The following is a 13,699-nucleotide window of genomic DNA, read 5'->3' as shown; positions in this document are numbered from 1 at the left end:
CAATGGTAGGAAATAAGTGAATTTTATGTCTTTGGCTGAGAAGTTAGTGTTATTTAAGTGCTATCTGCTTTTGTTTGTCTGTTTTATGGCAACAGCAAATGCCGATGAGCAAAGTAAGCGCTGGTCTATTAAAGGCTTTGGTAGTTTTGGTGTGACCGGGTCAGATACTGATCGTATTGGTTTCTTACGCAATAGAACGCAGACTAAAGCCGTTGATAATAACTGGGGAGTAACGACAGACTCACGTCTAGGTGTGCAGCTTGATGTAGATATTAGCGACTCTTTACATACGACAGTGCAGTGGATTGCGCGTGACCATGCGGGAGATTTTTTTGAGCAAAATTTAGAGTGGGCATTTCTAAGTTGGCGTCCACGAGACGATATTAATATACGTATTGGGCGGCTAGGGCTGGATACTTTCCTTTTGTCTGACTATCGTGAGGTCGGTTATGCTTATGTATGGATGCGACCTCCACATGAATTTTATGCCAATATTCCATTGTCCCATTTTGATGGGATTGATTTTGCGCAAAAATTTGTGATAGATGATAGTTTTTTAACATTAAAATTACAGGCTGGATATAGCTATAGCCAAATGCACACCGGATTGGGGTTGTTTAGTATAAAAGCCCCTATTGCTGGCCTGAATATAGTGTATGAGACCGGGGATTGGCGTCTGCGGGCAGGATATTCCTATATGCATTTTTTGTCGGATGTGCCATCGCAAGAGCTTGTTGATGCTGTTAATAACCCTGCTTTAGCACCTGTTTACCCAGGAGTTTCTGACTTGTCAGCTGCGCTGACTTTAGAGGGCACTGATTTGCATTTTATGTCAGTGGGAGGGGCTTATGATGATGGTATTTGGCTAGGGCAAGCAGAAGCCTCTTACATGGAGACGGATAATGCTTATGTTGTCGATGCGGCAAGTGCGTATTTTAGTTTTGGCCGACGTATTTCTGAGTTTACGGTTTACGGATTATATGGCTTAAGTTTTTCGTTTAATGATCGAGTTAATATTCCTGCGCCTTCTGTGCTGGCCCCACCATTGTTGGGTTTGCAGAAAGGCCTAAATCAAGTTTTGAATTTTAATTCAATTGATCAGCAATCATTTTCACTAGGAGTGCGGTGGGATTTTTATACAAATATTGCATTTAAAGCTCAATGGACACATTTTTGGTTTGGTGATCGGGGGGCAGCTCTCTGGACTCAGGATGAACCGGGGAATATACCAAGCCAAGTAAATTTATGGTCTTTGGGTGTGGATTTTGTTTTCTAATATGATGAAAACAATTATTAAATATTTATTTGCTTTTTTACTGCCTATTTTTGCTGTGCGGGCTGAAATTGTAGTGATTACGAATATTGATAATCCTGTAACGGTTATGACAAAAACTGAAATTCAGTCTATATTTATGGGCAGAAAGAGGGCTTTTGCTAATGGCCTCAAGGCTGTAGCTTTTGATTTTTCCAAGGAGAGAGAGCCATTTTATTCGTTGTTAACGCATCGCTCTATTCAGCAGATTGATGCTTATTGGGCGCGAATTATATTTAGTGGACAAGGGATGCCGCCAGTTAAATTGCCTAGCGCCCAACTTATTTTGTCGGCGGTTCAGAAAAATCAAGGTGCTATTGCCTATATTAATAGGCGTAGTATTGGAGATAGTCGGGTGCGAGTTCTTTTATCTTTAGAGTAACTTATGAATGGATTAAAGTTTAAAAGCTTACACCGTAAGATGCTTTTTCTTGTCTTGCCTGCTACGCTAATTTTGGTGTTTACCGCTTCTATAGGGCTGTATATTGGCGAATATCACCGATCAAAAGTACAGACCGAGCGACAGTTGCAACAATTAATAGATACGGTTGAGCAAACGGCGGTAGTGGCTGCCTACTCCCATAATGAGCAAATTGCTGTTGATGTGCTCAAGGGGTTGTTAGCTAATGATAAGGTATATAAAGCTGAAATCAAAAGTCGAGGTAGTTTTGCTCTAAGCCAGGTGAAACGTGATTTTAGTAATTCCGAAAACAGAGTGCTACGTTTGCTTTACTCGCCTTTTGGTGATGAGCAGTTAGTGGGGCAGTTGGAGGTTCAGTGGCCAGATAGAATTAATAAAGCAGCGGCAGAGCAGCGAGTTATTTCTAATATCATCATATCGATTAGCCTAATTGGTATCACTGCTATGGTCATTTTATTGCTTATCCATCATTATATTGTCCAGCCTTTAAGTTTAGCCTCTAATACTTTGCATGAGATTAAGGCCGGTGAAGCGGCAAGTGTGCCTATTTTAAAAAGAAATAGGCATGATGAGTTAGGGCGCTTCATTAGTGATACTAATAATTTATTGACGGCTTTAGAGCATGAGTTTGATATTGAGCACCAATTACGAATAGAAATTGAATCAATAGAACAACAGTTGCGTCATGCTTATAATGCTTCTAGCGCTGGGCTTTTTTTGCTAAGCGAAAAGGGTATGTTATTAGGTCATAATTTGACTTTGCCGTTGATCCTGCATTTGCAGGATAAGTTGCTGAGTAATACTTGTGTTTTAGCTGGTTTTTTCCGTAAGCAATGTGAATTTGAGGCCTTATTTGCTAAGGCACTTAAGTCTGGGCAATTAGAGAGTCAAGATTTTCAACTACTAGAGCAGGAGAGTAATGAGCCTGTGTGGGTGCATTGTTTAATGTCGAAGGTGGTTGGCACGGAAGGTAATATTTTGGTTGAAGGTGTCTTGTTTGATGTTTCTAAGCGAGTGAGTGCTGAGCAAGCTATTAAATATGAAGTTATGCATGATGCGTTAACGGGAACATTGCGTAAAGCAGCGGCTCAATCCTTATTTAAAAAGCATATTATGCTTGATACTAAGAGCAAGGGTGCTTGTTTTTTGATGCTGGATCTTGACGGATTTAAGCTGGTCAATGATACCTATGGACATCTTGCGGGTGATAAAGTACTCAAGGTTGTTGCTGGACGGTTATTAAATTGTGTGCGTACTGCGGATGTCGTTTGTCGTCTAGGGGGAGATGAGTTTCTAGTGATTTTATTTGGTGACTACCCTGAGTCTTTTAAGTTTGCAATGGCGGAGAAAATTATCCATTCGATTCAGCAGCCTATGGTAATTAATGATCAGTTAATGGTTAATATAGGCGTTAGTATTGGTATTGCTAATTTTGATGGTAGTGGTGACAGCTCTTTTGATGATTTATTGGAAGAGGCAGATGAAACTATGTATAAGGTTAAGCGCTCAGGGAAGAATGGATATGCTTTTAGGGGCGAAAATAATGTGCTGAAAATAGAGCACATCTCGTTGCTTTGTTAAGGGAATATCTTCTTGAAAACAAAATGTTTATTTAGTATGATAGACGGCTAACTTAAAATCTTACACAAAGATACGAATATGAAAACATTTAGCGCAAAACCCGCTGAAGTGAAGCGTGATTGGTATGTGATCGATGCAGAGGGCAAGACGCTTGGACGTTTAGCTACTGAAGTTGCACGACGCCTTCGCGGTAAGCATAAACCAGAATATACACCGCATGTTGATACGGGCGATTATATTATTGTTATTAACGCTGAAAAAATTGGTGTTACTGGTAATAAAGAAAAAGATAAAATGTACTACCGCCATACAGGTTATATCGGTAATTTGAAAAGTGTTAGTTTAGGTAAATTAAGACAAACTTTTCCAGATCGTATTATCAATAATGCGGTTCAAGGGATGTTGCCTAAAAACCCTTTGGGTCGTGCAATGTTTCAAAAATTAAAAGTTTATGCGGGTCCTGATCATGGACACCAAGCGCAGCAACCTAAAGTTTTAGAACTTTAACAACTAACAGGTTAATATCATGGCAGAAGCTCTATATTACGGTACTGGAAGACGCAAAACAGCAATTGCTCGTGTTTTCGCAAAACCAGGTACTGGAAAAATTACAATTAACGATAAATCGATTGAAGTTTACTTCGGTCGTAAAACTGATGAAATGGTTGCTCGTTCACCATTGGAGTTAGTAGAATTAGCAGATAAATTTGATATCAATGTTACGGTTAAAGGCAGCGGCCCATCAGGTCAAGCTGGTGCTATCCGTCATGGTATTACTCGCGCTTTAATGGTATATGATGAAACATTACGTGCTGAATTAAGAAAGGCTGGCTTTGTTACGCGTGATTCACGTAAAGTGGAGCGTAAGAAAGTTGGTTTACATAAAGCGAGAAAGCGTCCTCAGTTCTCAAAACGTTAATCGGTTTTCAATATGCACTGTTTTTTATGGGTTTTTTACGCATATTAAACGTCTTTATCGATCAGCAAAAAAGGGTTGTAATTGTTAAAATTACAACCCTTTTTTTATGGGATTAAGGTAATTGTAGGGCGGACTTCAGTCCGCCATGCACGCTAATTGATAATTTCTATTTATAGGTTATACACTTAAGGCGGGGCATTATGGTAGCGTACCTTTCGGTTGATAAGGTATGCGGTGCATACCCTACATAAATATGTACGAGCTTAAAATGCTAGCCTTATTTATATAATATTTTTTGATTGAAATGGGGTAAGTAGATGTCTGATGCTGAATTTATAAGTCGCGATAGAGCGATAGAATCGCTGAAGGTACCACCGCACTCTATTCAAGCTGAGCAATCAGTATTGGGTGGTTTAATGTTGGATAATGAACGTTGGGACAGTGTTGCTGATAAAGTCGCTAGCGTTGATTTCTATCGCAAAGATCATCGGATGATTTTTGCTGCAATTCAAGATTTAGCTAATAAGCAGGTGCCTTTTGATGTGGTCACTATTTCTGAAGCATTAACTAAAATGGATGAGCTAGATGATGCAGGTGGCCTAGCATATTTAAGTGTTTTAGCTAAAGAAACGCCGAGTGCCGCAAATATCGTAGCTTATGCCAATATTGTTCGTGATCGCTCTGTATTAAGGCAGTTGATTCATATCGGTAGTGATATATCGGAATCAGCCTTTAATACAGAAGGTTTATCAACGAGTGACTTATTGGAGAAGGCAGAAAAAAGTGTTTTTGAAATTGCCGAGCAGCGACAGAAAGGGCAGGCCGGATTTACCCCGATTAAAGAATTATTGGGTACGGCAGTAGAAAAAATAGAAACCTTATTTGAGCAAGAGGGTAATATTACAGGGGAAGGAACTGGATTCACAGATTTAGATGAGATGACATCTGGGTTACAGCCAGGTGATTTAATTATTGTTGCTGGCCGTCCCTCAATGGGGAAAACCACCATTGCTATGAATATGGCAGAAAATGTTGCTATAGCCAGTGGTAAGCCGGTTGCTATATTTAGCATGGAAATGCCTGGAGACTCTTTAGCTATGCGGATGATGTCTTCTTTAGGTCGAATTGATCAGAATAAAGTGCGTACTGGTAAGTTAGATGATGATGAGTGGCCGCGGCTGACTTCGGCAATTAATTTATTGGCTGAAACAAAATTATTTATTGATGACTCACCGGGTTTAACACCAAATGAAGTACGTTCTAGAGCAAGGCGTTTAACGCGTGATTACGGTCAATTAGGCTTGATTGTTTTAGACTATTTGCAGTTAATGCAATCACCTGCCAGCGGAGATAATCGTGTTGCTCAAATTTCAGATATTTCTCGTGGCTTAAAAACCTTGGCTAAAGAATTAAATGTCCCCGTTGTCGCTTTATCGCAGCTAAACCGTAATTTAGAACAGCGCCCCAATAAGCGGCCAGTTATGTCAGATTTACGTGAGTCGGGAAGTATTGAGCAGGATGCCGATGTCATTATGTTTGTTTATCGAGATGAAGTTTATAACGAAGATAGCCCAGATAAAGGTTTGGCGGAATTGATTATTGGTAAGCAGCGTAACGGGCCCATTGGTACCGTACGGCTAACTTTCCTAGGTAAATATACCCGATTTGAAAATTGCGCTCATGATGCATATTCGGGTGGAGACTATGAATGATTCCAGCCGCTGCGCATATCGAATTAAATATGGCGGCTTTGCGCCATAATGTGTGCAGGGCACGTGAATATGCGCCTGGTTCAAAAGTTATGGCCGTTATTAAGGCTAATGCTTATGGACATTGCTTGATTCGTATTGCGCAGAACTTAAGCGCAGAAGTGGATGCTTTAGCGGTTGCGCGATTAGATGAAGCGATCCGATTAAGAAAAGCAGGTATTCAAGGGCGCATATTAATCCTGCAAGGATTTAGTCAGATCGATGAAATAGAAGCTCTACTGCATTACCAGCTAGATGTGGTAGTTCATTCTGAAGCACAAGTTCAATTACTAGAGTCAGTCGCTTTAGCTGATTCTATAACGATTTTTTTAAAGATTGATACTGGTATGAACCGTTTAGGTATTAGGCCTGAGCAGTTTTCAGAATTATTATCGCGCTTACAACTGTGTCAATGCGTGCGTCAGCCTATGGTATTTATGACCCATTTTGCTAATGCGGATGATGTGCAAGATGTTAAAACAGTACAGCAACTTACGGTGTTTACTAAAGCAACGAAAAATTATGCCGGTGAAAAATGCATGGCTAATTCTGCTGCTATTATTGCTTGGCCTGATACTAGGCTTGATTGGGTTAGACCAGGGTTAATGTTATATGGTGTTTCTCCAATGTTAAAGGGGTTTGCAAAGCAACTCGGCCTTTTGCCAGTCATGAGTTTGTACTCACGTATTATTGCCATTAAGCAAGTTAAAAAAGGCGAGACGGTTGGTTATGGCGCTACCTGGAAAGCAGATAAAAATACTTGCCTAGGTGTTGTATCGATAGGTTATGGTGATGGTTATCCACGCCATGCAAAACAGGGAACGCCAGTATTAATAGGGAATAAGCGTGCGCCATTGATTGGTCGCGTGTCTATGGATATGTTGACCGTTGATTTAAATGCTTGCTCGGGCGTGCAGCTTGGAGATCAAGTGCTATTGTGGGGAGATGGTTTGCCTGTAGAAGAGATAGCTACTTGCGCAGGAACGATTCCTTATACCTTGCTCTGTGGTATTACTCAGAGAGTGCAGGTATTGGTCAAGGAACACCTTAGCGAAGCCTAATTTTTTAAAGGTCTTAGATTATTTAATGTTAGGTTTCACTACTTTACTCTCGAATATTAAATGTTTACCGATCCTTATAAGCTCTTGATTAGGTGTTACTTTAATATTGCTTTCGTGATTGAATTTTGAGGCATCCTTCATATAGTGCCAAAAGTAGTTGACACTTTTAGTGCCTATTTAATAGGTTTCGTGGGAGTGGCTTTAGCCACGATAGTTCATGACACTATCGCGGCTAAAGCCGCTCCCACTTAAAGTGTAAACTGAAGGATGAAGGATGCCAATTTTGAAAAAGTTCTTTAAAAACCAGTAAGGCGAGCGGCACTCAATAATATCTCGAAGTCGAATATCAAGCACTACTAGTCCTTTGAGGACTAGTAGTGCTTGATATTCTAAAGTTTCGGGATTTATTTGATGTGCATTCCTTAATCATTAGCTTTTACGCAAGAAAATGACCCTCTGTTTTAGATAGTTCAATCTGCTTTTTTATTTCTTTTTTATACTCCCTGTAAGGTAGCAAAACAAAATAAATAGCTATACCTAATAAGAGCCAGTATTTAATCCTGAATGCAAATTCAAGTTGATCCAGCATGACAGGGTGAGTTGCTAGATAATGATTGAGTGAATCCAAAAAATCCATGGTCATATCTCCATAAAGTTGTATTACAGTGGATAGAATGAAAATTGGGCATCTTTCATTTCTCAGTTTACACTTTAAGTTATAGTTCACTGATTATTAATCATGAGGTTATTTGTGGGAGGGGCTTTTAGCCGCGACTTATATAAAATCGCGGCTAAAAGCCCTTCCTACGGAATCTATTAAATAAGCACTAACAGTGTAAGCTACTTTTGGCACTATATGAAGGATGCCAAAAATTGATTATAAACCTAAGTTAAAATTCCGTATATCTTTGTATTTTGGTAATGTTATGTTTAATTAGGGGGAATAGCGAGATTGACACTGTCTGTTATCGACCCATAACGGACTATGAAAATATATTTTTGATCACTAAGGTATACATTCTGGTAATATTTTTATGAGCGCTGGAATGCGGCCTTTAAATATCTCATTTTATGTCTTATAACGAAATCTCTAAAAGTCTTAGACATTATGGAACGAAAAATACCTTAACGGGGTTTATCTTCCGTTTCGTGCGTCGCCTCCCACAAGCGGCCTATAGGATAGTAAGCACATGATTGTAGCATTATGCTACAATCATAACGTTGATTTTAATTTAAAGGATACAGAAATGGCTAAAGCATTATCACCTGTACGATTGCAAGAAAACTTGATGCAAGCAGCTAAGTTAACTGGAGAACGGTTTCACCGTAGTACTGCCGAACAAATAGAATATTGGGCAGATATAGGTAGAAAGGTATCAACAGTTCTAGACCCTGATACATTACTCTCTATTTCAACAGGATTAACACAAGTAAAAGTAGAACCTATCTATGGCAAACCAATTGATCCTGATGAGGTTTTTAATCAGCTTGAAGCTCAGCGGCAACAAGGATCATTATCACAAGCAGTGACATCTAGCGCCATTAAGTATCAAGCATCCTTAACTCAACCAGGATATTTAGAGCGAATTGATCAAAATGGAAATGTTTTAGTCGGGCAGTTTAAAAATGGTGAATTTGTCTCTTTTGATGAGTTTAAATCTTGACTGATCGTAAACAGTTATGGATTCTAGCGGGGGGTAATGGTGCAGGAAAAAGTACTTTTTATCGAACGCAATTAGAGCGATTAGGTTTGCAGTTTATTAATGTAGATATTCTAGCAAAAGAATTATATCCCCAGGCACCAGAAGAGCATAGTTATGATGCAGCAAAACTGGCAACTGAAATGCGATTTAGACTTTTATATGAAGGCCGGAGCTTCTGTTTTGAATCGGTATTTTCTCACCCATCAAAAATTGATTTTGTTGCTCAGGCGAAAGTATTAGGTTATCAGATTATATTGGTATTTATTCATTTGGACACCGTTTCTCTCAATCAAGCGCGTGTTGCACAGCGACTTAGTGAGGGAGGGCATAATGTTCCTGATGAAAAAGTGGCTAATAGAATTCCAAGGTTACTGCAAAATATAAAACAAACACTGCCACTATGCGACCAAGTTCGTATTCTTAATAACTCCCGAATTGATAATCCATTTCAACAAGTGGCTGTTATTCTTAATGGTCAAACAATACATCAGGAAATACCTTTGCCCAATTGGGTCAAAGATTTATTAGAATGTTATTTATAGCGGGTATGTTAGCTAATAACCGAATTGTTCAACGTACACTAAAAGTAACGATAGCAGCTAAGTTCCGGGAATGACGGCTATTACAGTGATTATTTACTGGGATTGGTATAGCTTGCCAGCGGTTACTTAGGAATCAAAATTCAATAATACCCGAAAGCACTGCCAGTCCTCAAAGGACTGGCAGTGCTACATGACATAAAGTTTCGGGTTTTATAAAATGTGCATTCCTTAGGAACCTTAAAAGAATGAACTTACCCGCTTTAGAACCCCACTGCCATTAAGTTAAGAGTAATACAATAATACATGGGGCGCAGTGCTTTAGCCTGCCTTCGTAGCCTAAAATGGCAGGCTAAAGCACTGCGCCCCGATAAGCCCATTCTTTATGGCCAAATTATAATGATTGGGTATGAGTATTTTTATGAGCTTCCTTATTAATCCTCAGTTTTTTCCAGTAAAGGTATCTGAAGTAAAATTAGCCTTTATACAGTCTATATTCAGTTATAAAATAGATGATTTAGTTATTGCTAATATTTAGAATTTTATCGATTAATTATTATGAATTCATGTAACCGCTTCCTATGTTCCTTGTTGTTTTTACTTTCTTTTCATTCTACTCAATTGAATGCGCATGCCGTTGTTACTGAGCATTCATTGAGCGTAGGTGTGATCAATGCACACCAAACGAGCCAAGTTAAATTGAATTTTAATTCCAGCGTGGAAGTGGGTTTGTCGCAAATTTTTCTGGTGCGTACTGGAGATATTGAAGAGGCTTTGCCATTAAAGGTAGGCAATACGCATGGTGTTGTGCTAGTTGATATGCCTGCATTAGACGTGGGTAAATATGCCTTACATTATCGGATTTTTGCGGCAGACGGACATTTAACGGATGATATTATTCATTTTACTGTACAGCCTTAAGGAGTTGGAATGGAAGGTATTGCAGATTTTTTAGATTCCATTATTGGCGGGATTGACCTTATTTGTTATGCGCTTGCTGTTGGCGGGATCGTATGGGGTTTGTTTGTTGCTCAGCCGTGGGGGCAGGCGGCAAGCCAAAATAAATTATTGACAGAACGTAGTGTGGCTTTAATTTATAAGGGCGCATTTGCTTTGGTGTTAGTGCAGTTAATTAAAATTGTTTTGAAAATTTGGTTAATGGCCTCGATTTTAGATCGCTGGCCGTTCCCTGAATTTGCCGATACGACGCAATTTATTGGTGGTATCACGCGCATGGGCTTGGTGTTGTTATTTGCGGCTTATTGCTATGTTTATTTGCGCAAGAATAATAGTTCACGCAGGCATTGGATTAATGCGGCAGGGCTTGCGCTGTTATTTATTATTTCTGGCGCCTGGTTAGTACATGCGGCAGGCCGTTTTGAAGATCGTATTCTATTGATGATATTAACAACGGTGCATCAAGTGGCTGCGGCTGTTTGGGTAGGGGGTATTTTTCAGATACTTTTAACTTGGAAATTAACCGGAGAAAAACAAATTACTGAAGGTTTATGGCCTGCGTATCTACACCGCTTTTCTAAAGTCGGCATGTTGGCTGTCGCTGCTATCCTGCTCTCGGGGGTACCGATGGCAATAGGATATATTACGACTTTAAATGGATTTTTTGGTACAGGTTATGGCAATATTTTATTGGTAAAGATAATATTATTAGCTATCGCACTAGGCTTTGCTTGGTTAAATCGCCGTGCTGTTTTAGAGTATAAAATATCTGCGAACCCATATGCTTTATTTAATCGTGTTCCCTATTATATAGAAGCGGAAACCTTTGTTTTAATTACCTTGTTATTTACTGCTGCAAGCTTAGCCTCCCAGCCTCCTGCGATTGATATTCCAGGGTTAACCGCTACGTGGATGGAAGCACTGAATGCTTTTGCTCCGCGTATACCACACCTTAGTTCACCAAGTCATGAGGCTTTATTGGCGGGAGAAGCGGGGCGTACGGCTATTCTTAATCAAATGCCGTCAGTCGCATCGACGGAATGGTCTGATTATAATCATAATATCGCCGGTGTTTTTGTCGTTGTCATGAGCCTGTTGGCTATGCTTTCTTATAAAAAGTCATTTACATGGGCGCGTTATTGGCCTGTAGGTTTTATCGGTTTGGGGATTTTTATTTTATTGCGTTCTGATGCAGAAACTTGGCCAAATGGCACTATGGGCTTTTGGGAAAGTATGTTGGAGAATGGGGAGATATTACAGCACCGGATTGCAACTTTATTAGTATTTTTGTTAGGCTCGATGGAGTTACGTGCCAGAATGATACATAACCCAAGCAGTAAATTGCCTTATGTTTTTCCTCTGTTGTGTGCAGTTGGGGGCTTGATGCTGCTAACCCACTCACATATAGGGTTTCAAGTGAAGAGTGCATTTTTAATTCAAATTGGACATACTTTTATGGGCTTGTTTGCTCTAGTTATGGCGGTGGGGCGCTGGCTGGAGTTGAAGCTAGATGATCCAGGAAAAAGTATTGCAGGATTTGTTTCGGTATTTGCTTTTTTTCAGGTTGGTATGATTTTAATTTTTTATCAAGAGCCGCTTTATTAACAATACCTTCGCCAAAATTCAGGCCATATTAGCATGAATTTTACCAATCTCTGAGGCTTGAAAAACTTCTTTGAATTTAAGCTGAGCGACACATAATCCGTACGTGCCCTGAACGTGGTTTTCAAGTCTAATATACTTTTACGCTTGGCCTTCTTTCTTACGTTTAACTTTCTCGTCAATTTGACGAAGGTATTATTTCTTAGGCCGGTTTCTTATGAAGCTCACGCTTAAACTCTAATAACATTAAAAGTTAGCCTTGAGAGCTGTCCTGCTTTATTAGGTCATTACAGTCTCACATGTAAATATTCACAGACCCTAGCTGAAAATACAAAATAATTGACAAATCGGCACAAGAATATTGTACAAATTCATTAAGAAGCCTTAGTATTTATCCCATGCAATTGAGTAACCAAGACCTAAGCCAAATCGATGAAGACGAGCTTCTAAATTTACCGGAAGGGGAGTTACGCCACCTATCGATTAAGTTACTGAATGATCTAAAAGACGCGCGTGAGCGCTTAAGTCAAAATTCTCGCAATAGCTCTCGCCCGCCTAGCAGCGAAGCGCCTTGGGATAAAGCACCTCTAGAACCCTCTAACGACCAAGCAGAGGAAGAGACTGACAATCCAACTGAAACCGAAGACTCAGCTAAACCACGACCTCCGGCTAAAAAAGACCAACAACAGTCCGAAGGTGAAAATGAAGAAGCTCGGAAGCCAGGAAAGCAACCTGGCGCACAAGGCTTTGGTCGAACACAAAAGCTAGCCATAACTGATTATCAGAACCATTATCCTGAAACGTGTGACTGCTGCCATCAAACATTAGAGTCGCGTCATGCTATCGCTTATGCCGCGTATGAAACCATCAATGTCGATTGGGCAGATGTGAATCATCCCGGCATTTTAGTCACCAATACCAAGCATACACTCTATGAGATAGCCTGTACCAACGGACATATTACGCGTAAAGAAGTCAATCGTAGTAGTCATGCTCAATTGCCAGATATTACTCGAACAGAATGGCGCTTAGTGGGGCCAGGACTTGCAGCCATGATCGTCTGCCTTGCTTACCGCATGCGGGCATCGCGTGAGCATATTCAGGAATTTTTATATGACTGGTTAGGCATTAAATTAAGTGTTGGCACCATTAACAATACCCTGCACGAAAGCGGCGCAGCCGCTATGCCACTTGAAGATGAGTTTATTCAAGAGATTATCAACAGCGAATTGCTGCATGTAGACGAGACTTCCTGGATGGAACACACGACCTTTCTTTGGTTATGGGTGTTCAGTACGGATCGCGTCACAGCCTATTGGATTGCCACGCGCGTGTTTGCTATTTTGATCAGCGTCATTGAAACCTACCGTAAAAGAAATCAGTCGCCGTGGATTTATTTGGCACAAGTTATTGCAAGTCAGCGGTCAGGGTTGCCGGTACCGGCACTGCCAAATGTTAGGGTGTCTGAATAATTACTCTCCCATTGGTATGAACTTAGGTTTTAATGAAGTTTTGGTGAGTGCTTTCAAATAAAAATAGTAAAAAAGCGCCTAGTTAAAGGCGCTTTTTACTTGTAAAGTTATTGCACCTTAATATTTAACGGTGTGCTGTTATAGTGGAGATTGCTATCACTGGTGCTATGACCAACAAATACTGCATAACTACCGGGCAGGCCAGACAAGCCCTCAATAACAGTAACTGGGTTAATATTATTAAGTGTTTGTGAAGCATTGGAAACTAATGAGTTTATATGGGTATCCCATAACTGCCAGTTATTATTTCTATCTTTCATGTACCAGTTGCCTTCGTATAATACAACGATATAAATATCGTTAACCGTTCCCTGATATTCAGCG

14 protein-coding genes are annotated in these 13,699 nt (G+C 40.0%); 12 read left to right on the top strand and 2 right to left on the bottom strand.

Annotated elements, in window-relative coordinates:
• The first annotated feature begins 16 nt into the window (after positions 1 to 16).
• From BQ7314_RS12965 to alr, 7 genes are all read left to right on the top strand, one after another.
• Positions 17 to 1,276 (top strand): hypothetical protein, encoded by a 1,260-nt coding sequence (locus BQ7314_RS12965; protein WP_174484112.1) that lies wholly within the window; start codon positions 17 to 19, stop codon positions 1,274 to 1,276.
• A gap of 4 nt (positions 1,277 to 1,280) precedes the next feature.
• On the top strand, positions 1,281 to 1,694 hold the full coding sequence (locus BQ7314_RS12960) for a substrate-binding domain-containing protein (RefSeq protein ID WP_217423852.1): 414 nt from the start codon (positions 1,281 to 1,283) through the stop codon (positions 1,692 to 1,694).
• A gap of 3 nt (positions 1,695 to 1,697) precedes the next feature.
• Positions 1,698 to 3,314, top strand: a complete 1,617-nt coding sequence (locus BQ7314_RS12955) for a sensor domain-containing diguanylate cyclase (RefSeq protein ID WP_174484110.1) — start codon at positions 1,698 to 1,700, stop codon at positions 3,312 to 3,314.
• Between the two features lie 78 nt (positions 3,315 to 3,392).
• The gene (rplM, locus tag BQ7314_RS12950) at positions 3,393 to 3,821 is read left to right on the top strand and encodes a 50S ribosomal protein L13 (RefSeq protein ID WP_174484109.1); all 429 of its coding nucleotides are present in this window, start codon (positions 3,393 to 3,395) and stop codon (positions 3,819 to 3,821) included.
• Positions 3,822 to 3,840: 19 nt separating this feature from the next.
• The gene (gene rpsI / locus BQ7314_RS12945) at positions 3,841 to 4,233 is read left to right on the top strand and encodes a 30S ribosomal protein S9 (protein ID WP_174484108.1); all 393 of its coding nucleotides are present in this window, start codon (positions 3,841 to 3,843) and stop codon (positions 4,231 to 4,233) included.
• Between the two features lie 317 nt (positions 4,234 to 4,550).
• Entirely contained in the window at positions 4,551 to 5,945 is a 1,395-nt protein-coding gene (gene dnaB / locus BQ7314_RS12940; RefSeq protein WP_174484107.1) for a replicative DNA helicase, read from the top strand.
• Positions 5,942 to 7,042, top strand: a complete 1,101-nt coding sequence (alr, locus tag BQ7314_RS12935) for an alanine racemase (protein ID WP_174484106.1) — start codon at positions 5,942 to 5,944, stop codon at positions 7,040 to 7,042. The genes dnaB and alr overlap by 4 nt, the downstream gene beginning before the upstream one ends.
• A gap of 436 nt (positions 7,043 to 7,478) precedes the next feature.
• Here alr and BQ7314_RS12930 read toward each other — a convergent pair whose 3' ends face one another.
• A complete protein-coding gene (locus BQ7314_RS12930) occupies positions 7,479 to 7,679 on the bottom strand; it encodes a hypothetical protein (protein WP_174484105.1) in 201 nt (66 codons plus the stop codon).
• Positions 7,680 to 8,289: 610 nt separating this feature from the next.
• On the opposite strand from BQ7314_RS12930, the gene BQ7314_RS12925 reads away from it, so the two are divergent.
• The 5 genes from BQ7314_RS12925 to BQ7314_RS12905 all read left to right on the top strand — a co-directional run bounded on the left by BQ7314_RS12925 (position 8,290) and on the right by BQ7314_RS12905 (position 13,315).
• Entirely contained in the window at positions 8,290 to 8,706 is a 417-nt protein-coding gene (locus BQ7314_RS12925; RefSeq protein ID WP_174484104.1) for a TA system antitoxin ParD family protein, read from the top strand.
• A complete protein-coding gene (locus tag BQ7314_RS12920) occupies positions 8,703 to 9,287 on the top strand; it encodes an ATPase (RefSeq protein WP_174484103.1) in 585 nt (194 codons plus the stop codon). Before BQ7314_RS12925 ends, BQ7314_RS12920 begins: the two co-directional genes overlap by 4 nt.
• Positions 9,288 to 9,842: 555 nt before the next feature.
• Positions 9,843 to 10,205, top strand: coding sequence for a copper resistance CopC family protein (locus tag BQ7314_RS12915; protein WP_174484102.1), 363 nt, complete (start codon positions 9,843 to 9,845; stop codon positions 10,203 to 10,205).
• A gap of 9 nt (positions 10,206 to 10,214) precedes the next feature.
• Positions 10,215 to 11,846 (top strand): copper resistance D family protein, encoded by a 1,632-nt coding sequence (locus tag BQ7314_RS12910; RefSeq protein WP_174484101.1) that lies wholly within the window; start codon positions 10,215 to 10,217, stop codon positions 11,844 to 11,846.
• Between the two features lie 395 nt (positions 11,847 to 12,241).
• A complete protein-coding gene (locus BQ7314_RS12905; RefSeq protein WP_174484100.1) occupies positions 12,242 to 13,315 on the top strand; it encodes an IS66 family transposase in 1,074 nt (357 codons plus the stop codon).
• A 107-nt stretch (positions 13,316 to 13,422) separates the two neighbouring features.
• Here BQ7314_RS12905 and BQ7314_RS12900 read toward each other — a convergent pair.
• Positions 13,423 to 13,699 (bottom strand): hypothetical protein (locus BQ7314_RS12900; RefSeq protein ID WP_217423851.1); only part of this gene is annotated, 277 nt, incomplete at its 5' end.

Origin of the sequence: methanotrophic endosymbiont of Bathymodiolus puteoserpentis (Logatchev) (genome assembly GCF_900128525.1) — a bacterium.
GTDB lineage: Bacteria > Pseudomonadota > Gammaproteobacteria > Methylococcales > Methylomonadaceae > Methyloprofundus.
The sequence above is the reverse complement of the archived record's forward strand: the minus strand, read 5'-3'. Positions and strand labels throughout refer to the sequence as shown.

Coding starts and splice junctions, on each gene's coding strand:
- BQ7314_RS12960 (WP_217423852.1), top strand. CDS start 1,281: ATGAAAACAATTATTAAATATTTATTTGCTTTTTTACTGCCTATTTTT.
- BQ7314_RS12955 (WP_174484110.1), top strand. CDS start 1,698: ATGAATGGATTAAAGTTTAAAAGCTTACACCGTAAGATGCTTTTTCTT.
- rplM (WP_174484109.1), top strand. CDS start 3,393: ATGAAAACATTTAGCGCAAAACCCGCTGAAGTGAAGCGTGATTGGTAT.
- rpsI (WP_174484108.1), top strand. CDS start 3,841: ATGGCAGAAGCTCTATATTACGGTACTGGAAGACGCAAAACAGCAATT.
- dnaB (WP_174484107.1), top strand. CDS start 4,551: ATGTCTGATGCTGAATTTATAAGTCGCGATAGAGCGATAGAATCGCTG.
- alr (WP_174484106.1), top strand. CDS start 5,942: ATGATTCCAGCCGCTGCGCATATCGAATTAAATATGGCGGCTTTGCGC.
- BQ7314_RS12930 (WP_174484105.1), bottom strand. CDS start 7,679: ATGGATTTTTTGGATTCACTCAATCATTATCTAGCAACTCACCCTGTC.
- BQ7314_RS12925 (WP_174484104.1), top strand. CDS start 8,290: ATGGCTAAAGCATTATCACCTGTACGATTGCAAGAAAACTTGATGCAA.
- BQ7314_RS12915 (WP_174484102.1), top strand. CDS start 9,843: ATGAATTCATGTAACCGCTTCCTATGTTCCTTGTTGTTTTTACTTTCT.
- BQ7314_RS12910 (WP_174484101.1), top strand. CDS start 10,215: ATGGAAGGTATTGCAGATTTTTTAGATTCCATTATTGGCGGGATTGAC.
- BQ7314_RS12905 (WP_174484100.1), top strand. CDS start 12,242: ATGCAATTGAGTAACCAAGACCTAAGCCAAATCGATGAAGACGAGCTT.